Genomic DNA, 18164 nt, shown 5'->3' on the forward strand with positions numbered 1-18164 from the left:
TCCCCCGCAAGACTTGTCGCTATTGCGCGAATGATTCTGACATGTTGAAGGCGGCTGGAAAGTCGATACGGCGGCAGCGGACGGCGGCCCACATTGCTTTCACGCCGTTTTGCGTGACCCGGTAGAGACGAGAGTTGGTGACTTTGGCGATCAGGCGGCTGGTTCGATGCGTACGCCGCTTGATTTCGGCGGGGTTATTGGCAGGGACCGAGTAAAGCTTGCCCTGGAGATCGCGGTTTCGGAAGCCATTGATGGCGAACTCGCCGGCCAGCAGCGAGGTGAACAGAGCGACATTCTCCGCGGTGACCGGGTTGAAAGCGGCGACATGCCGACCGGCCTTGCTCTGTGACCGGCACAGGCGATCGATGGCCTCGATCGCCTGACCTTGAAGGGGAGGAGCATTGGCCAAGGCGTCGATCAGGCGCGAGTTGGCACCGTGAGCGACTTCGGCATAGCGCCAGAAATTCGAGACCCCTTTGCGCATCGGCGACCACCGGCAGACGACCTGGCTCTCGGCATTTTCGGACGAGGTGAGGATTTTGAACTCTGCCGGATTGTTGAGGGTGGTCTCGATTCTCAAGACGTTGAGATGATCGTAGAGTTTGACGGAGTTGCGTCGGATACGGAACTTGATCCGGCAACCTTCGGGCCGCTTCTTGCTGTCGATCACGACCTCGCCCGTGAAGAGGTGATGAGGTTTTTGGCCAAGAAAGCGCATGATGTCCGTGGCACCGAAGCCGGTGATGGCGGCATGGACGAGGTCCTGGTGGATACGTTCGAGATCGGCTCTGGACTTGAACAGGATATCGGTGGACACTTCTGCCTGGTCCATGCCAAACCAGTAGCCGTCGAATTTCGCCGCGGCGATGGCCGGCAAGAGCGGATTGACGCTGGCCACCTGGCGAATCAGGAACGCAGGCCAGTCGGTGTGGTTGAGCTGCTCGGCAAGTGCCGCGGTGGCTTCGAAATCCGACACCCAGAGAATCTTGTTGTCGCTCCGCTCGAAGGCGACACCCACTGGCGGCAGTTGCCGACACAGCCACTCCCGGCCATTGACGTAAATCTGAGTGGCGTACGCTGCCCAGGTCTGGATACGCACGTGCATCCAGCCAAAAACCGGGTCGATCGGATACCAGTACAGGTGCAGGCAGTGACGATTGCGCCGAACGACTTCCAGACCTTGTGTCTGGCGATTGCCGGCGACGGCGAACGAGAGGCACGGTTCGAGGACCGAGAAGATGCAGACCAGGCCTTCGCTGATGCCGTCTTGCTCGGCGATGGCCCGGGCCATCGCTTCCTTCGATCGACCGCTGGCGTGCGTGTGCGCGGAGGCGAGAAAGAGGTAGGGACGCCCCGCCTCTTCGGCGGTCGTCTTGGCGTGTTCGACGAGCGTTTTGGTTTCGCTTTCGAAGAACGTCCCGGCATCCTTGAGCAGCACGCCTCGCTTGGACAGGTAGCGGCCAAACGCGCCATCCGGAAACATCGAGCTCAGGTAGCCCTCGAAGATGATCCGCTCGAATCCTTCGACCACACCCAGGATTGACTCTTCGTGCTTCTTGAGGAAAATGTCCATGTCGCCTCCCTTGCCGTGCGGTGGTCTACCTCCTGCGTGGGGTTGAGGATATTGTCCTCGCAAATTAAATCCGGCGGTAGCGGGGGCGACACCTCCTTTTGGTTGCGGCCAACGGCCGCGCTATGTAACTGTTGTCGCAACACAGAAAACGGGCGAAAAGACAAGCAAGATGGTAGGTTCTTTGACAGAAATCGCCTTACGTGGTGTGGAAGGTGTTCGCTGCACCGGAGTTTTCTCTGCACGCCAAGCGCTGCTGCCTGCTAGAGGTCGGCTGCGTCAGCTACCGTGGCTACTACGACCGGCGCGACGGAGTGTGCCCTCAGGCTTGCGGATCGGGCATGCAGCGGCTGTCCGCAGCAACCGCCCTGCGCAGCCAGCGCCGACTGTCAGCAGCCAGCCACCGTCTCGTCTGCCGTACCGGCATCACTTCTGCGGCGCGCAGGCGTCCGTTCGGTCAGCCCTTCTTGCGCGCCTCGATCTCCCGTCGGACACGTTCGAGCTCGATGCGTTTGGCCTCGGCCGAGCCCCAGCGGGCCAGCCGCTCCGCCGCAGCCGCCCGCTCCGCCGCCCGCGCTGCCGCGCGCTGCGCCTGGAGGGCTCGCGCTTCGGCGAGACGTTTTTTCTCCTGCGCCCTGGCGCGTTCGGTGGCGATCGGCAGGCTGCGCTGTGGCAGCCCCGCCAGTGTGAGATAGCTGTCGATGGCCTCGGGGATGCCGTCCCGCCAGTCGCCGTCATTCTGGCGGGAGAACTCGTTGATCAGCGGCAGATTGAGCGCCGCGTAGACCGGCATCCAGATCTCCTCCTCGCCCTGGCGCCGACGCACGGCGAGTTTTGGATTGAACTGATACCAGCCCTGGGCGACGCGTTTGAAGAGCGCCCGGTTGTACGCGTAATCGCGGTCCACTTCATTGCGGGCGAGCACGCCGTTGAGATGCGAGCGCCGGTTGCGCTCCGGGCGAACGATATTGGCCGGCAGATGCAGCCAGGCATCGAGAATCGGCTTGTTCTCGAAGGCGCCGTTGCTCCGCCGCTGGCAATGGGTGAAGCGCGACTTGAAGAGAACCCATAGCGTCTGGAAGAGGAAGTACTCGGACAGGTGCCGGTCGAGGCGAACCAGGCGTTCGCCGGTATTGACGTCGACGCTCATCGGGGCGAGCTGTTCGTAAAGCGCGGCGAGTGGGCCGCGGGCGAACTTCGCATCGCGGAATCCCTCGCGCAGCGCCCAGTGCAGCGCGTTGTACCCATAGTGGTCGACGGCATCGCGGTCGGCGCCGCGTTCGAGCAAGGCTTCGACCAGGGCGACGTTGCCGGCCGCCGCCGCCGCCATCAGCGGCGTCAGGTTCATCGGCAGCCGATGCTCGCTCCCGTACTGCTCGCACTGCTTCAGGATGTCCTTGAAATGGCTGGCGAAGTAGGGAACGTAGGTCTTCCGTCCGAAGGTCGCGCGTTGCTGCGCGAAGTTCGCCGCCTGCTCGAACTTCGCTTCCTCAGCCAGCCATGTGGCGAGTTGCGGTTCGTCATGGCAGGTCGCGTATTCATAGAGCTGCTGCTTCATTTTGGCGCCGGGGAGCTGCTCGCGGAACACCTTGACCAGCAGCTCGACGACTTTCGCTTCGCCGAAAACCGGCCAGGGAACCGGCGTCTGCTTGAGGATCGTGCGACGGATCGCCTCCGCCTGTTCCTGCTTGCCCTGCAGTTCGAGCTTGCGCGCTTCCTTCTGCCAGTCTTCGAGGCTCGACTTCCCGGCTTCGACCTTGACCTGCCCGAGATTCATTTCGAGCAGCCCAAACAGGGCATGGCCGGTATCCGACTCGATCACGTAAACATTCCTGATCGCACGGGTCAGCGCCACGTAGAGGGCATTGACGAAGAACTTGTAGACCTCCAGCGACTTGTCGGTCTTGTCTTTCGCCCGCCGGTAGTCCAGCGTATCGGCGGTCAGATCGGCCGCCTCCACACCGTCGACGATCTCGCTGAACTCGGCGCGGTGGTCGGAGATGAAGCGGTAGAGGACGATATTGTCGTATTCGAGCCCTTTCGCTTCATGGATCGAGAAGAGCAGCGGCGTTGCGAAGTGCTTCCTGGCTTCGGCCTTGTCCTCGTCGCGCATCACCAGCACGGCGAACTGCGTCGATTGGCGAATCTTCTGGTCGAGCTCGCGCTTGCTGGCGTCCTTGTCGGGCATCAGCGCGACCTGCCCGGCTTCGCCGCCAACCGCCTGCACGAGGAAGTTGCTCTCGCGGTCGATCGAGCCGAAGCGCCGGTGCTTGATCTTCAGCAACTGGTTGGCGACACGGGTGGCCTCGAGCCCGTTGCGGAAGTTGGCGGTGAGTACGCGCAGTTCCTGCCGCTCGGCCAGCTTCGGGTCTTTCCAGAACAGGCTCTTGACCTGGCTCCAGGAAAAGAAGTTGGGATGGACAATCTGGTTCGAATCGCCGCAGAGCAGGAAGTGGCCCGGCCGCTTCAGGGTCCTGAGGACCAGCGCCAGTTGCACCGTGGTGATGTCCTGTACCTCGTCGACGACGACGAAGTCGTAGCGCGGTGCCGCCAGCGCCTGCCAGTCCTGGGCGACCAGATTCAGGTCGTAGAGCTTCGCCTCGGCGAGCCAGGCGCGGTACTTTTCGAAGAGGTCGTAAAGCCGCTCGCGCAGATCGACCGGAAAGATCGACTGGCGCACGCCGAGCGCCAGATAGTCGGCGCGCGCGAGGACGCCGCCGGCGCCGGCCGCAAGCACGCCGCGGATCTCCTCAAACACCTGATGGCCGTCGAATTCCCGGACGGTCTGCCGCAGGCGCGCGAACCAGCCAGCGAAGTCGCGCCAGCTTGCCTCGCGACCCGGCGGCACGCGGATCGACTCGACGAATTCGCGGTAGGAGAGGAAAACGGCCTCCTGGCCGCCGTGCTCGAAGCCGTTCGCGTAATAGAGGTCGCGGGCACTTTGCGCGAGGTAGCTGGAGTGCGTGACGTAGAGCACCTCGCCTTCGGCGTGCTTGAGTTTCTCGAGGGTCAGCGCCGTCTTGCCGCTGCCGGCGCTGCCGACGACGATCAGCGGTGCTGGCTGGCGATAGATCGCCTCTTGCGTGTCGTCGAAGGAAATCGGCTTGTCGAGCAGGTGAATCGTTGTCCGCTCCGGGTGCAGGTAGCGCACCGGCAGGGCTTCAGCGATCGCCGCGTCGGCGTCGATGTCCAGGATCTTGCTCTCGTCGATCGCCGCGCCGCGCAGAAAGCGCGACTTGTCGTAGTCGTGATTGGCGATCACTTCCAGCATCAGCGCGCAGACTTCGTCGCCGTGGCGAAGCAGCGAGAACAGCAGCCGGTCGGCGTCGTCGAGCCGGGCGCGGTAGAACCTGCCGTGGCTGAGATTGACCAGCTTCTTGACCTGTGCGGCACGAAAGTCGTTGCGGGCGATGGCATCAGCCACCTTGCGGTAGCTGGCCTTGACGCGCGAGGTGTCAAGGCCGGTGTATTCAAGAATTTTCACGGTGAGTTTCGGCGTGGAGGGTGTGACAAGGAAGCCGGATCCTACTTCGCCGCAGTCGGTCCTGGCCATTTATTCAATGACAGCGACTCTGCGGGCATGGGCGGCGAAGTCGAACCGCATGAGGTGTCTGCTCGCGCAGCGTAGCTCGGCGGCTTGACGCCGGCGAGTCGACGACGCGAGGGCGCGGTTCACTACCAGGCGACGCGCTGATTGAGCTCGTAGTCCGCTGCCGGCCGGGCCTCGGGATCGCTTGTGCGCACTGTCGGGCCGTCGGTGATGACGGTGATAATCCGCATCGCGCCGCCACAGTGGGGGCACCCGAGCGGGAAAACGTCCTACCTACGGGCTTTTCGGAATGGAAGCAGGCTTCTGCGCCAACCAGCCGGCGTTCTCCGAAATCTGGAATCTGGATTTTTCAATGACCGCCATGCGGCGCGTGCGTGACTGAGTACATCCGGCCGTCGCCGTCGCCGTAACCCGCCCGGCGGCAAGTGCTCAGGCTGCCGTAGCCATGTGCATATCGACATGGATGTCACAAAACGGACAGCGCAAGGCGCCGGCCTCGGTGCGCTCGAGCAGCCCCAATGTGACGAGTTCTGCTGCATCCTCGTGCACACGTTTCACGTCACGTCCAAGACGGCGTGCAAGTTCGCGGACCCCGACCGTACCGCCGTCGTGCTGCATGGCCTGGAGGATGCCCCAGCGCCGTTCGGTCAACCTTCCAAAGAAGGCTGCCGGCGTCTCGAAGTTGAGGGTCTCTCCCTCATCGGTCGAGGCTGTCGCTGCCTTTCCAGCCTGGCGCAGGGCCCCTCGCCAGTCTAAGCCCAAGGTGATTGTCAGTCTGCATTTGCTCATCGCGTCCTCCTTTTATCCACTTCCTTGATGAAGTCCTCGATCAGCTGATCGATCGCAGCGAAGCGATAGGGAAACTCCTTGCCGTCAAGAGGGCAGTGATCGCCCTTGCCTCTCTCGTTGTCAATTTCGACAACATGCAGGCTCCAATACACGTCGGCGTTGAGTGACCATGAGCGAACTACCACTAATTGAAAGTCCACGTGGTTGGACGGACGAACGGCAGTTCATAGCCGGGAGGCTGAGTTCGCAGGAGTGCCAGTAGGCGGTCGTTGGCCACAACAATGCTTTTTGGTAACGGCTGCTTTCGCGCGCGAGGCTGACGGGGTGCTCCCGGCCAACAAGATACGTAGAGGAGGCTAAAAATCGCCCGGCGCGAACGTCGCCTAACTGATCCGGAACCGGCCGCCGGGCTCTGTTCGCTGTCGGTCCAGTTCTCGGCCATTGCGGTCATTGGCGGAATGTGCCATGAGCGTCGGCTGTGTTGCGCATTGCCGCCGTTGGGACCGGGTTCGCGGAACGAATCTGGAGCGTTGCCCCCGAGCGACTGCTTACCGAGGAGCGCTACTCATCCCTCCGGCCCATTCATGCCGGTCGAGCTTTTGGAAAGCGGGGATTCGCCGCAACATTCCGCGCGGTGGGAGCGGCCGTTGGTTACGGCGGGGTGATATTGGCCACCTCTACGGCGGGTTTGAGCGCGTAGCGGCCAGGGCCAGACTAGTGTCGTCGAAGCGCCGCATCCCCCGCGCACCGTCCTGATAGCGAATTTCAACATCGAACCCACTGCAGTGCCAGCGCAGGGCTCCGGCGATGTCCGGCACCTGCAGGGCGAAAGGATGAAGTCTATCCATGCGGGTCTGGCGAAGCGAACGGCACGAAGCCCTCGGCGGCGGCCAGGCGTGCCAACGCCTGTTCGACGATCGCGCGTGCGATTCCGGTGGCGCGCTGCAAGTCTAGGTGCAAGGCGACGTCGGCGGGGTTGCGGCTGGCGCATTCCGCGCTGTAGTTCTCGAACGCGTGCAGGTTCATCACCAGATCCACCAGGTGCCGCGGACACTCGCATTCGATGGTGCGGGAAAGGTTGGACAATTCGGCCAGCGCGCGCTCGTCGAATCTCGGCGGAGGCGCGTCGGCGGCGTCTGGCCCGCCGAGCGCAGCAATAGCATCGAGGGATGGCCGACGCACCAGGCCAAGGCAAATCGCCTCGATCTCCCCGGCATCCGAGGTCGCGCGCGCCACCGCATGACCGGCCGCCCGCATTCGCCGTATTAAAGCGCTCGGCGCAAAGCGATACAACACGATCGCACGGGCAGCTCCGCAGGCCGCCTTTATCGATGCCACACGTTCGAGATCACCATCGTGCAAGGTCTGCAACTCGACGATTACGACGTTTGCCGCCACCCCTGCCAGCGCCGTCAACGCTTGCGCCGGGTCCGGGCAACTCGCCACCACCTTGAGCGCGCTCCCGGCAAACGCACTTTGGACCCTTTGTGCGATCAGGAGCGGACTGACCAGCGCGACTCGGATTGCGGGGTCATGCTGCACCGAATCCTGGCGAGCAGGCTTGTCGTACAAGGTCTCAGACGCAGCACGCATGGCAGCGAGCCCGTCGCTGTCGACCGAGGCCACCGTACCTATCGGATGACCCATGTCGACCAGTTGCTTGATGAGGGTCAGGCGCCGGATGTCTGCCGCCGAATAGAGGCGCTGCCGACCCGAACTCAAACGCGGTCCGACCACCGCATACCGCCTTTCCCAAATACGCAGCGTGTTGACGGGCACGCCGGCGAGACGTGCCGCGACACCACTGCGGTAAGCGCCAGCTTCCGACTCACCAGATCTTACGGGGTCACTCATTTTGGCCTCTTATGGTCAATGTTGTTGCCGATAGAACCGCTTGTTGTATTCCGTTTGTCACGCTTTTATTGTACAGCACACTTTCATCGCAGTCCACCTTGTGACTGGAACGTGTCAATATGGGGTCGCTTGCTCATCGGCACTTCTGATGAATCACTTGTCGCCAAGGAGGCTGCATGCCGTCGATTGCTCTTCACTCTGATTCCAGCCAGCGCCTTCGGCCTGGGAACTGGAGGAATCTCGTCTGCCCAGCGGATCCGCTTGGCGGATTCCGACAAGCGAGCGATTTCCTTGGGCTACGTGCGCGACGCCTTAGGGGTCGATGCAAAGAAGCAGGTCACCTTCACCCAGGGGCATTTCTGCAGCAACAGCCAGCACTTCGCCGGCGATGCAGAAGACAGCTCGACGCCATGCGCCGTCGTTGGCGGCAAGCAGGTCAACGCCAAGGGTTGCTGCATCGTCTGGGTCAAGAAGACTTCACGGCTGGAAAGGACATCGATGGCGTCCGCTAATGGGCACCCGTCCAGTTTGCGCCATCGATTCGGTATCGGAGTATTTGCAGCCGGGCTAGTGCTGGTGGCTTGGCTGCCCCTGGGGGTCTTCGGCGTCGTTCCATTCGCCTTCGTCCTGCCGGGCGAAACTGCCCTGCGCGCTCACGCTTCTGCGGCGATCGCCTGCCTATTGGTCGCTGCTTGGGCCCTCTGGAGGCGTTGATCGCGCCGCCACATTCATTTCTTCAACCGCAACACCGCGAAAGGACAAGCTTCATGATCAAACTATCTGACATATGCATTTTCATCTCGGTGCTTATAGCGTTTGCCGTTTCAGGCTTTCTCTGGTTCAACGGCCAAAAGGAGGAAGGCCTATTCACGGCAGTTTGGGTCCCGTCGATTCTCGGCTTCGGCATCTATTTCAGATTGCTCGCCCTCAAAGGAGTCAGCCATGACTGATACCACCATTCTCTACGTAGGCGTCGTGTGCTTCGGCCTTATCGTAGTCGCTCTCATCACGGCCTTCCGTGAGATAGGCAAGATGACGGACGAGAGTAGGGCGCGCCAGGCGCAGGTGCCGCGCGCGGCGACGTCCGCCAATCGTGCCGTCGTCGACTCCGGCCGCGTGACCTGAGCGGTGGTGGGGTCGAAGGGGCGGCATCCTGCTAGCTTTTCGCGTTCCGGTTCCGGCGACGGCGGTGCCGAGTCCCGGGCGCGGAGGCCACAACGACAGTCAAATGTGGCCCGACAAGCCACTTGTCCTCATCGACGGGCGGCTGCGGACGGCAATTGGCCCAAGGTCGTACTCTTTGGCGTGACACGGCGGCGTACGCACATTGCGATGTCGCTCAGCGCCTGGACATCTTCCACCCTGATGTCCAGTCCTGCTGCGGATCGGCATTGTGGTGTCGAGTTTATTGCTCTAGTCCAGGACATGAACGCCTGCCGGCCGCCGGAAACCATCACTCACTTTGCCCTCGACAACCGCTCGGCTCATTTCTTGAAGGAGATCGTGGCCTCATTGGCGACCCGACCCGAGCCTCTTGAACATGTTCGTACGTCCGAACATCGTTGCCGGCTCAACCCAATCAAATGTGCCTTCTCAAGAAGGGCGCGTGCCCTCCTGCGCCGTATCCGTGTCGATTCGGTCCCTGAACTCAAGACTCGCAGCCTCCCCAAAGGCATTGAGGAAAAAAACACCACGCCAGTTGTCTTTCGCTGGAAGACGCTCGATCCAGCGGTCGCTTGATACGTAAATGTCTTCTCGGAACGCTCTACTAGTCGCCGTGCAATCATCCCGGTGACAAAAAACAAGAAAATTTCACCGAAACATCGAACCTAGCTTCTTTCAACTTGTCTTAGACAAAGAGGCTAAAGTCTCTTGCACCAAGAAGTTTTTCTTATTTTTACAGGAGAAAGTCATGTTCCAACTCAAGCCTGTTTTATTCGCCGCCTCGCTCACCGCGTTGAGCATGTCTGCTGTTGCCGCCGATAAGGACATCGTCGATACTGCCATCGGTGCCGGTAACTTCAAGACCCTAGTCACCGCAGTGCAAGCCGCCGGTCTGGTAGATACGCTCAAGGGCAAGGGCCCGTTCACCGTCTTTGCGCCGACCGACGCAGCCTTCGCCAAGATACCGAAGGACCAACTCGACGCCTTGATCAAGGACAAGGCCAAATTATCGGCGGTACTCACCTACCACGTCGTGCCCGTAGTCGTGATGGCCAAAGACGTCAAGGCGGGAGACGTAAAGACCGTACAGGGTGGGATGTTGCATATAACCACCGACGGCGGGGTCAAGGTAAATGGTGCCAACGTGGTGGCTACGGATGTCATGGCCAGCAACGGCGTGATCCATCCCATCGACTCGGTATTGATGCCTAAATGAGTGCCGGGGAAGGCGGGTTCGCCCGCCTTCTGTCCAGGACGAATGGGGCCGCCGCCTCCATCGAGAGTCGGTTCGGTCCAATTTTTACACCACGCGCGGATCAGTAGGGCCGGTCAAAGCATTGGCCAGTCCTCCCCGCTACTGACGCAGGTCGCGACGCTACCCGTTGTCGCGAGAGTCCCACCCCCCCATAAGCCTTTGACTGTTAACGACGTTGACTCAGCGGCAACGATTTCAGGGAATGTGCGCGCTCCGCCAAACAGCACCCGCGCGAGCATGCCACGGCCGCCGATGGCTGGGGGTCGAGCTCGCCAAACGTCACGTCAGTGGCGGGTACCCTCACCAAGACCCCGAGTATCAACCCGTGATGACGCTGACGACGCCGCCTTGGCGACGGATCCGCGCGAGCTCGCTCCAGAGCACGCGTACCCTGTCGTAGGTCTGGACCGTCCAGTTGCACGCCGCCTTTGCCGGAGCGCTCGGGAAGTCGCCCTCGTCCACGGCAAAGCCGGTCGCGATGACGGCGCCGCCCTTGAGGACGAGATAGCGGTGGAGGCGCTCGCCGGGCATCCGCCAGACAATGGTGCTCGACGAAAGCTGGTTCAGAGCGCCCACCCTGATCCAAAGGCGCGCTGCGTGGTGGATCAGTCTGACTAGGCGCGTGGCTACCTCCTCAGGGGTGACGACGTGCACGGTATCGCCGAGCATCGCGTCGTCGTTCGCATCGACCCCCGTTTCTTCCTCTTCCTCGGGGGTGGAGTCCATCCTGGCCACCAGCGTGCGCACCTCGCGCACGCCCTGAGCGAGCAGCGCGCGCAGGGTCGGAACCCTTGAGGTCGGCCAAACCGCCATGAATAGGGCCAACCCTTCGGTCGCCACGCTCGGCTCGACGTCGCGAAAGAACAGGGTTGGAATGAGCTCGGGTGCGGCGACCGGCAATGTAAGTGCCAGTTCGATCACGCGCAGGGCCGCGAATGGATCTTCTCCGGAAAAGGGCCCATAGCGGTAGCTCGTCTCGACGACCGCGGGTCTAAGCTCGTGGTCGAAGTGCGAGAGGCGGCGGTCGCCGGTCTTCAGCGCGACGTTGTAGGGCGGCGCGTGCAGCTTGATCAGGTCGGTCTCGAGTAGCGCGGCCTCGAGCGCAGTCTCGCACGGGGTCACCTCGATCTTCTGAACCTGGGTGAGCATCTCCAGCTTGTCGGACGCGTGCTTCTGGCTCGGCCGGAAGTAGGTGTTGACGCGCGCTTTGAGCGACGTCGCCTTCCCGACGTATAGAATTCGTCCCCCGGGGCCGAGCATGCGGTAGACGCCGGGTGCGTCGGGCAAGGCGAGCCTGACGTCGCGCTCGACCTGGAAGCGGCGCATCGGCTTGACCCGGTTCGCGCCCTTGTGCGGCTTGCCGTCCTTGAGCCACTGGGTGAGTCCCTCGACGGTGGTCACGCTGTGCTTCTCCGCCAGCTCTTTGCAAAGCGCGCACCAGATGTGGCGCGTCGCATGGACGTGGCTCGCGGCCCGCTTCGCGGCGTCGACGCCGAGGCCGTAGTAGCCGGCGATGGCGCGGATGCTCCGGCTCGGCAGGTCGGGGAAGATGCGCCGGCTGATCGCGTGCGTGCAGATCATCGTTAACGGGTGGTTCCTGGCCGCCGTGTGCCTTCGCCAGATCTCGTCGAGAAACGGCGCCTCGAAGCGCGCGAAGTGCACGACGGCGAGCGGCCTCGGGAGCGCTTCGACCACGGCGTGCAGGCGCGCGAAGACCGCTTCCTCCGCCACCGCAAGCGTCAGGTCCGCCGGCTCGAGGCCGGTCAGCTTCAGAATGCGCGACGGGATGATCTCGTCGGCCGGGCCGCGCACGACGGCGCCCTCGACAGGCCCCTCGATGCCGCGGCTCCAGGCCAGCTCCAGGATCCTTCCGGCCGTTGGCGTCGTAGCGGTCGTCTGGGCATCGAGAAACAGGGCGTCGACGTCCTCGAGCCTCATGGCGTGCCCCCCGCGCTGCCCCAGAAGGCGTGCAGATCAGAGAGGATGCTCGTCGAGACAAGCTCCCTCACCGAGTCCACGTACCAGTCGCGCGGCATCAGGTCGCTGTAGCTTCGCTCGACGAAGCGGCCGTCGATCAGCACGATCACGCCCCGGTCGAGCTCCGAGCGGATGACGCGCCCCGCGGCCTGGATCACCTTCGCCATGGCTGGATACGTGTAGGCGTAGTCGTCGCCCTGGCCGTAGTGCTTTTGATAGTAGTCACGCAGCGCCTCGCGCGCCGGTCCGACGCCGGGAATCGCCGGCCCGACGATGATGGCGCCGACCAGCAGGTTTCCCGGATAGTCGACGCCCTCGGATAGTCCGCCGCCGGCGACCGCCAGGAGCAAGTTGTGCTGGCCGGGCTCGGCGAGCTGCCGGAGGCAGGCGGTTATCTCGTGACGTGTCATCTGTGGCTTCTGCACAAGGAGCGTTAACCCGGGCGGTGGTGTCAGGTACGCTGCCGTATCGGCGAGGAACTGGAAGCTCGGGAAGAATACGACGTAGTTTCCGGGGCGCACAGCCGCGATGCGTTGGACCGCGTCGGCGATCCTGCCAACCTCGCGCGCGCGATCCCTGTACTTGGTCGACACCTGCGGGATGATCAGCAGCTTGCGGTTGGCCTTCGGAAACGGCGAGGTAAACTCGGCCGTGTGGAGACTTTCCTGGTTGAAGCCGGAAAGCCGCGCGTAGTAGTCGAACGGCTTGAGCGTCGCCGAGAAGCCAACGACCCGCCTGAACGCCGAGAACGACTGGGCGAGCGCGTCGCGCGCATCGCAGCAGACGACGCGGAGGAATTCGTCTCCTTTATCCCGCTCGTAGAGCGTGACGAACGCGTCGGCTGGCTGGGCGAGCGCGGCGAGGAGGCCGTCGATGCTGCGAACGAGGGTCAGCACAGGATCCCTGGCGCCAATCATCGCGGGCGAGGCGAGGTAGCGCGCCATCAGGCCCTGGGCTGCCGCGCCGAGCTGCTCGACCTTCCTCGGCGCCGGGGTGACGCGAGCCACGTTGCCTCTGGCCGGAGCGACCGAGGAGATCAGCGCCACGGCCGCGCGGGCAAGTGCGCGGGCGTCGTCGACGAACTCGGGCGAGAGCAAGGCGGCGTCTCCCTCCAGTCGCTCGAGCTCGTTTCGTGACAGCGCCGCCGAAAGGTTCTCGTTGGCCCGAACGAAGAGGTTATGGGCTTCGTCGACGACAAGGCTCGGCAGGCACGCCTTGCCGCGCAGGGCGGCGGTCATCCGCCCGACCAGGCCATGGGGGCCGATTACGTAGTTGTAGTCGCCAACGATCACGTCAAAGAGCGGTGCCGCGCCGAGGGAGAGCTCGTAGGGGCAGACCTCGTATTTCCGCGCGAAGCCCTTCAAGGTCGCCTCGGTGACGAGGGGGTGCCTGACGAGCTTCTCGGTGAGCTTGCCGGCGGCAACCTTGGCGTAATAGTTCTTCGCAAACTCGCAGCGCTCGGGCGTGCAGACGGGCTCGTCCTTCATGCAGATGCGACTCCTGGCGGTCAGGGTAAGCGAGCGAATGCCCGATTTTTTAGATTCGGCCTCCTGGAACTGGCGGACGGCGTCCTCGGCAACGCGGTGCTGGCTGTTCTTGGGTGTTACGTAGATGACGGGGCTACCGCCGAGGAGGGCGTGGCGGAGCGTCGGATGGAGGATGCCGAGCGTCGTGCCGAGGCCGGTCGGGGCCTGGATCATGACGTAGTCCTTGTCCACCAGCGCCGTCTCCAGCTCGGCCATGAGCTCGATCTGACCGGGGCGCGGCGTGGCGAAGGGAAAGGTCAGCGCCGCCCCAAGCTTCTTCCGCCGGCGGTCGAGCGCGCGGCGCGCCTTCTCCTCTTCCTCGAGCTCGGCGAGGCGGCGGCCGAGCCAGGCTTCGTAGCGCGCCGCGTCGTACTCTAAAGGCATCTCGACCACAAGCGCCCGGGTGCGGGTCGACACGACGGTCATCCGGAGCACGGGGACGACGCCGTGCTTCTCGTTGTAGAGGTAGGCGTAGGTTTGAAGCTGGAGCCTATATGGATGATCGGGAGTGGCTTCGAGGCGCCGGGCGAGCGCCTCGGCGTCGAAGGCGCTCTTGATCTCCTCGAGGAGCGGCGGCTGGCCGGGGACGATGCCGTCGATACGCCCGCCGACGCGGAACAAGAGCTTGCCGATCGCGAACACGTGAGCCAGCGCCACCTCGGCCTCGTAGCCTTCGATCTGCCGCGAACGCTCCGCCTGGAGCGAGACGTGGATTTCGACACCCTGCTCGGTCGTGGCCCCGTAGCCCGAGTGGACCTCGATGCTTCCGGTCCGGGGCGCGGGCAGCGCGAAATCGCGGACGGCTATCGGGATGGCTCGGCTCATGGAGGTATCAAACCGCAGACAAGCCATTAAAACAACCCAATTTTAAAGCCATGCCCGGATTGAATCGCACCAGAGACACTCGAACAGTCTGCACAAAGTTTCAAACTGTGCATGGCGGTCGCCAAGCATTGCATAGCAACCCTTGGCGGACTCCGGGGGGCTTCCATGCATTACGGGTGCTAGGCGGAGCTTCTCTCTATGCGGGATCACCACCAGATGGGCGCTCAGCAAACCAACGTTCGACCACCATAGTGTGCAGTGGAAATGCCAGAGGCTCGGGCCGGGCCAGCACCCTGCGTTCGCTGACCTCGGCACTGGCAGCGAATGCCGGCAGTTCGCTGGCGCGGCGCGGCAGGGCGGTACCGAAGACCAGCACCGTACCATCCGGCGCGCTCAGCACATCAAAGAGCCGCAACTCGGTCGGATTGACGATGATTCCAGCCTCTTCGCGCAGTTCGCGTACCGCTGCGGCCTGCCAGGATTCGTTCTGCTCGATGAACCCACCGGGCAGGGCCAGCTGACCCTGGCGCGGCGGGATCGCCCGCCGAACCACCAGCACGCCGTCATCCACGGGCAGCAGCAGCACCGAAACCGGCAGCGGATTGACGTAGCTGATTGCGTCACAGCCGGCGCAGGTCCGCGGCCAGGGCTGATCCAGGGCGTAGGCGGCACCGCAATACGAACAATACGAATTTTTCAGGTGCGGGCCTGGCATGCGGTGTCCTCGGTTGAATTGAGCAGGCGGAAGGAGAGGACAAAGAAAGGACAAGAAATCCAATGGGATATCATGGATTGAAGGAGTATGGCTGAAGCAGTGTGAAGTCGTCAATCGCCGATTCTGGGCGGGCATGCGGCAAACGTCACAGGCGTCGCCAATAGTCCAATGGCACCGCAAGCACTGCCTGACCCCTGGCGAGCGGCCAAAATAGGGTGAGGAGCGGCCCTTCGGGAAATCCAATTTCTGCGAAACGGCGCGCACTGAGGCAAGTTTTTTTCATGAACACTTGCGCATCCTGTCCGAGGCCAACATCGGTACGCCAGACTCGGAGGATTGCTGCCAAAATCCCGCTCCGATCGCGGTCGCTCCCGCGCTCTGCCGCCGGTCGTGACCGATCATCTGATCGCCCTAAAGGAAGAGTTGCCCCAGTTGTCCATTCCGCAACTCATCCGGGTCGCCTTCGAACGTGGGATCGCTACAGAGGCGCAACCCGTGCCGCGCTCAACCGTCCATCGTCTGTTCAGCCGTACCGGCCTGATGCACAAGACGGCGGAGCCTTCTGAGCAAGACCGTCGGCGCTTTGCCTTCGCCCAGGCCGGCGAGTTGTGGATGAGCGATGTCATGCATGGCCCCACCGTCGCCACCGGCGAACGGGGTCAGCGGCACAAGGCCTATCTGATTGCTTTTATTGATGATGCCACGCGGCTCATCCCCTATGCCGCCTTCGCCCTGGCCGAGAACACCAAGGCCTTTCTGCCGATCTTCAAGCCGGCGCTGTTGCGCCGAGGGGAACCGATGCGCGTACAGGCGGCGAGCAGGGTGAGTAGTGGAATCAGTTTGAGCAGGCGCGGCTGCAGCAAAAAAGAAAGTTGTTTCATCCGCAAATCTCCGCAAAAGGTCCTGGCGCGAAATCCCGCAGAAGGCGGTAGAGCGTCTCGCCGCAGTCCGCCTCTACCTTGCCGGTGAGTAGCGGATCGGCGCGGGTGGCGCCCCGGTTGATGGCATACACCGGCTTGCCGAGTTTGTGTGCCTGATCGGCAAAACGAAAACCCGAATAGACCGTCAGCGACGTCCCGACCACCAGGAGTCCGGCCGCCACTTCAATCGCGCGAGCAGCGTGTGCCACCCGTTCGCGTGGCACGCTGTCGCCAAAGAAGACCACGTCCGGTTTTAACACGCCGCCGCAGGAAGTACAGTCGGGTACGCTAAAACCGGCATAAGACGCGTCTTCAAGATGTGCGTCGCCATCCGGCGCGACCCGGAAGCGGTCCGCCGAATCGGCGTCGAAGCCTGGATTGGCCAAGCGCAGCCAGGCCTGCAGGGTGCTGCGCGGGTAGATCTCCTGGCATCTCAGACAGCGCACGCGGTCGATGCCGCCGTGCAGTTCGACTACCCCAACGCTGCCCGCCTTCTGGTGCAGGCCATCGACGTTCTGGGTAATCAGCGCACTGATCGCGCCGAGCGCCGCGAGTTCAGCCAATGCCCGGTGTCCCGCGTTGGGCTCGGCCTGCCCGATGGTCGGCCTGCCGACAAAACTGCGTGCCCAGTAGCGCCGGCGCACCGCTTCGGAGCGCAGGAATTCCTGATGCTGAATCGGCTTCGACTGCAGCCATTGGCCATTCTGGTCGCGGTAGGCGGGAATGCCGCTGGCAGTGCTGACTCCGGCGCCGGTAATCACGGCCAGCGGGCCGGTTTGGAGCAGAGTGCTGATCAGACTAAGGTCATCGCTAGCGGTCATGCTGCGGTGGACATCGATCTAGCCTTCCCGTTCTCGATCCGCCAGCCGGTGCAAATCCTTGAAGGCAGACTCGCCATTGATGATGAGGATAGCGCCGGCGGCCAGTCAGCGCGGCGCGCTGGATTCCGCAGTATCCGGCTGCGGCCAGCTCGATGGGAAACCGCCGAGGCCGAGCATCAACGGCGTGAGGAATAAGGAACGACTTGTTCTACCAAGCGCCAGAGGCTAATACAGCAGCGCATCAATTCACAAGCACATAGGCCTTGCAGACGCTGGCCGGATTGCCGATCTGCTTCACGCAAAAATCGGCGACGTCGGCCCGCGCAATTATGCCATTGCGCCACTGTGACGGCTGATCAAGCGCCTGGTAGCGCCCGGTGCTTACGCCGCCCGTCAACACGCCGGGGCGCACGATCGTCCAGTCCAGCGTAGTCTCCTTGATCAATTGCTCCTGGATACTCTTGTCCGCGTAGGCGCGGCCAAACACCGCGTGAAACGGCAGCCGCTGCAGCACGCTAATGCTGTCCCGGCTGTCGCCGGCGCCGAATCCCGTCACGCAAATCAAGCGCTTGATGCCTCGCGCCGCCATTGCGGCCACCAACACCCGGGTCGCATCGGAGAACAGACGTACAGGACCGAACAATTCCGTGAAGCTTACACCCAGCGTCTGGATCACGACATCCACGCCTTGCAGCGCCGCCTCGACATCTTCGCGGACGAGCGCGTTGCCACACACTTTCTCGAGCTGCGGAAGCGTGAGGCTGATGCTGGTGGCAGATCGCGCCAGCGCGCGCACTTGATGGCCTGCCTCGAGTGCGCTTCGGACGGTCTCCAGACCGATGCCTTTACTGGCCCCGATGATTAATACACGCGCCATGATCAACCTCCATTTACTCTCAGTAGTGTCCCCACGTTGGGATGATGCGAAATCGGTGCGGTCGACGAAGGTCCCAAGAATAGGAAATTCAACGCATTATGCATGAGTGTCTTCTATCGTGGCCGCCTCAGTCAATCGCCGATGTCGCGCCAGGAAGTCCCAAGCGTCGCCAGAAAACCTTCCGCAGCGCACCCCCAGCACTGCCAGTTCCTGTTGCCCAGAGAGTGGCTGCAATGCACAGATGAGCAGCCTTTCAGAATGCCTTTTCAGCGAGCCTCGCTAGCTGCACAGATCATATCCATTAGTAATTTGTTCCGACAG

17 protein-coding genes and 1 pseudogene are annotated in these 18164 nt (G+C 62.8%); 7 read left to right on the plus strand and 11 right to left on the minus strand.

The genetic code is table 11. The features are described from left to right. Nucleotides 1-19: 19 nt before the first annotated feature. Nucleotides 20-1573: a hypothetical protein gene (locus tag QZ648_RS20570; RefSeq protein WP_291998153.1), complete on the minus strand. Its 1554-nt coding sequence runs from the start codon at nt 1571-1573 to the stop codon at nt 20-22. A gap of 188 nt (nt 1574-1761) precedes the next feature. Between QZ648_RS20570 and QZ648_RS20575 the strand changes: the two are divergent. Beyond that, nucleotides 1762-1875, plus strand: a pseudogene (locus tag QZ648_RS20575) (aminopeptidase); the annotation flags it as partial. 152 nt (nt 1876-2027) lie between these two features. On the opposite strand, the gene QZ648_RS20580 reads toward QZ648_RS20575, so the two are convergent. The 5 genes from QZ648_RS20580 to QZ648_RS20600 all read right to left on the minus strand — a co-directional run bounded on the left by QZ648_RS20580 (nt 2028) and on the right by QZ648_RS20600 (nt 7763). After that, a complete protein-coding gene (locus tag QZ648_RS20580) occupies nt 2028-5054 on the minus strand; it encodes an ankyrin repeat domain-containing protein (protein ID WP_291998154.1) in 3027 nt (1008 codons plus the stop codon). Nucleotides 5055-5549: 495 nt separating this feature from the next. Then, the gene (locus tag QZ648_RS20585; protein ID WP_291998155.1) at nt 5550-5909 is read right to left on the minus strand and encodes a hypothetical protein; all 360 of its coding nucleotides are present in this window, start codon (nt 5907-5909) and stop codon (nt 5550-5552) included. Beyond that, entirely contained in the window at nt 5906-6094 is a 189-nt protein-coding gene (locus QZ648_RS20590; RefSeq protein ID WP_291998156.1) for a peptidylprolyl isomerase, read from the minus strand. Before QZ648_RS20590 ends, QZ648_RS20585 begins: the two co-directional genes overlap by 4 nt. A gap of 492 nt (nt 6095-6586) precedes the next feature. Continuing rightward, nucleotides 6587-6757, minus strand: a complete 171-nt coding sequence (locus QZ648_RS20595; protein ID WP_291998157.1) for a hypothetical protein — start codon at nt 6755-6757, stop codon at nt 6587-6589. Then, nucleotides 6750-7763 carry a MerR family transcriptional regulator gene (locus QZ648_RS20600; protein WP_291998158.1) on the minus strand — a complete coding sequence of 338 codons (1014 nt, stop codon included), beginning with the start codon at nt 7761-7763 and terminating at the stop codon, nt 6750-6752. The genes QZ648_RS20595 and QZ648_RS20600 overlap by 8 nt, the downstream gene beginning before the upstream one ends. 129 nt (nt 7764-7892) lie before the next feature. On the opposite strand from QZ648_RS20600, the gene QZ648_RS20605 reads away from it, so the two are divergent. The 5 genes from QZ648_RS20605 to QZ648_RS20625 all read left to right on the plus strand — a co-directional run bounded on the left by QZ648_RS20605 (nt 7893) and on the right by QZ648_RS20625 (nt 10143). Further along, complete coding sequence (locus QZ648_RS20605; protein WP_291998159.1) at nt 7893-8477, plus strand: high-potential iron-sulfur protein; 585 nt, start codon at nt 7893-7895, stop codon at nt 8475-8477. A 53-nt stretch (nt 8478-8530) separates the two neighbouring features. Beyond that, nucleotides 8531-8713, plus strand: coding sequence for a hypothetical protein (locus QZ648_RS20610; RefSeq protein ID WP_291998160.1), 183 nt, complete (start codon nt 8531-8533; stop codon nt 8711-8713). After that, nucleotides 8706-8888 carry a hypothetical protein gene (locus QZ648_RS20615; protein WP_291998161.1) on the plus strand — a complete coding sequence of 61 codons (183 nt, stop codon included), beginning with the start codon at nt 8706-8708 and terminating at the stop codon, nt 8886-8888. Before QZ648_RS20610 ends, QZ648_RS20615 begins: the two co-directional genes overlap by 8 nt. Nucleotides 8889-9095: 207 nt before the next feature. Next, nucleotides 9096-9503, plus strand: coding sequence for a hypothetical protein (locus QZ648_RS20620; RefSeq protein WP_291998162.1), 408 nt, complete (start codon nt 9096-9098; stop codon nt 9501-9503). 172 nt (nt 9504-9675) lie between these two features. Further along, the gene (locus tag QZ648_RS20625) at nt 9676-10143 is read left to right on the plus strand and encodes a fasciclin domain-containing protein (RefSeq protein ID WP_291998163.1); all 468 of its coding nucleotides are present in this window, start codon (nt 9676-9678) and stop codon (nt 10141-10143) included. Nucleotides 10144-10500: 357 nt separating this feature from the next. Here the strand turns inward: QZ648_RS20625 and QZ648_RS20630 are convergent, their stop codons facing one another. From QZ648_RS20630 to QZ648_RS20640, 3 genes are all read right to left on the minus strand, one after another. Then, nucleotides 10501-12120 (minus strand): GIY-YIG nuclease family protein, encoded by a 1620-nt coding sequence (locus QZ648_RS20630; protein ID WP_291998164.1) that lies wholly within the window; start codon nt 12118-12120, stop codon nt 10501-10503. Continuing rightward, the gene (locus QZ648_RS20635; RefSeq protein ID WP_291998165.1) at nt 12117-14510 is read right to left on the minus strand and encodes an ATP-dependent DNA helicase; all 2394 of its coding nucleotides are present in this window, start codon (nt 14508-14510) and stop codon (nt 12117-12119) included. Before QZ648_RS20635 ends, QZ648_RS20630 begins: the two co-directional genes overlap by 4 nt. Nucleotides 14511-14706: 196 nt before the next feature. Continuing rightward, entirely contained in the window at nt 14707-15225 is a 519-nt protein-coding gene (locus QZ648_RS20640; protein ID WP_291998166.1) for an NUDIX domain-containing protein, read from the minus strand. Nucleotides 15226-15615: 390 nt separating this feature from the next. Here QZ648_RS20640 and QZ648_RS20645 point away from each other — a divergent pair, with 390 nt between their 5' ends. Further along, nucleotides 15616-16194 (plus strand): hypothetical protein, encoded by a 579-nt coding sequence (locus tag QZ648_RS20645; protein ID WP_291998167.1) that lies wholly within the window; start codon nt 15616-15618, stop codon nt 16192-16194. Here QZ648_RS20645 and QZ648_RS20650 read toward each other — a convergent pair. Then, on the minus strand, nt 16103-16966 hold the full coding sequence (locus QZ648_RS20650) for an NAD-dependent protein deacetylase (RefSeq protein ID WP_291998168.1): 864 nt from the start codon (nt 16964-16966) through the stop codon (nt 16103-16105). The genes QZ648_RS20645 and QZ648_RS20650 overlap by 92 nt on opposite strands. Before the next feature lie 241 nt (nt 16967-17207). Then, nucleotides 17208-17843, minus strand: coding sequence for an NAD(P)H-binding protein (locus tag QZ648_RS20655; RefSeq protein ID WP_291998169.1), 636 nt, complete (start codon nt 17841-17843; stop codon nt 17208-17210). Nucleotides 17844-18164: the final 321 nt, after the last annotated feature.

It is taken from the genome of Candidatus Accumulibacter sp. ACC012 (genome assembly GCF_907163155.1).
In the GTDB taxonomy this organism is placed as follows: domain Bacteria; phylum Pseudomonadota; class Gammaproteobacteria; order Burkholderiales; family Rhodocyclaceae; genus Accumulibacter; species Accumulibacter delftensis.

Bases quoted from the DNA above. Each gene is read 5' to 3' on its own strand.
- QZ648_RS20585 (WP_291998155.1), bottom strand. From the start codon at position 5,909: ATGAGCAAATGCAGACTGACAATCACCTTGGGCTTAGACTGGCGAGGG.
- QZ648_RS20655 (WP_291998169.1), bottom strand. From the start codon at position 17,843: ATGGCGCGTGTATTAATCATCGGGGCCAGTAAAGGCATCGGTCTGGAG.
- QZ648_RS20595 (WP_291998157.1), bottom strand. From the start codon at position 6,757: ATGGATAGACTTCATCCTTTCGCCCTGCAGGTGCCGGACATCGCCGGA.
- QZ648_RS20615 (WP_291998161.1), top strand. From the start codon at position 8,706: ATGACTGATACCACCATTCTCTACGTAGGCGTCGTGTGCTTCGGCCTT.
- QZ648_RS20640 (WP_291998166.1), bottom strand. From the start codon at position 15,225: ATGCCAGGCCCGCACCTGAAAAATTCGTATTGTTCGTATTGCGGTGCC.
- QZ648_RS20620 (WP_291998162.1), top strand. From the start codon at position 9,096: ATGTCGCTCAGCGCCTGGACATCTTCCACCCTGATGTCCAGTCCTGCT.
- QZ648_RS20650 (WP_291998168.1), bottom strand. From the start codon at position 16,966: ATGACCGCTAGCGATGACCTTAGTCTGATCAGCACTCTGCTCCAAACC.
- QZ648_RS20625 (WP_291998163.1), top strand. From the start codon at position 9,676: ATGTTCCAACTCAAGCCTGTTTTATTCGCCGCCTCGCTCACCGCGTTG.
- QZ648_RS20570 (WP_291998153.1), bottom strand. From the start codon at position 1,573: ATGGACATTTTCCTCAAGAAGCACGAAGAGTCAATCCTGGGTGTGGTC.
- QZ648_RS20610 (WP_291998160.1), top strand. From the start codon at position 8,531: ATGATCAAACTATCTGACATATGCATTTTCATCTCGGTGCTTATAGCG.
- QZ648_RS20630 (WP_291998164.1), bottom strand. From the start codon at position 12,120: ATGAGGCTCGAGGACGTCGACGCCCTGTTTCTCGATGCCCAGACGACC.
- QZ648_RS20635 (WP_291998165.1), bottom strand. From the start codon at position 14,510: ATGAGCCGAGCCATCCCGATAGCCGTCCGCGATTTCGCGCTGCCCGCG.
- QZ648_RS20600 (WP_291998158.1), bottom strand. From the start codon at position 7,763: ATGAGTGACCCCGTAAGATCTGGTGAGTCGGAAGCTGGCGCTTACCGC.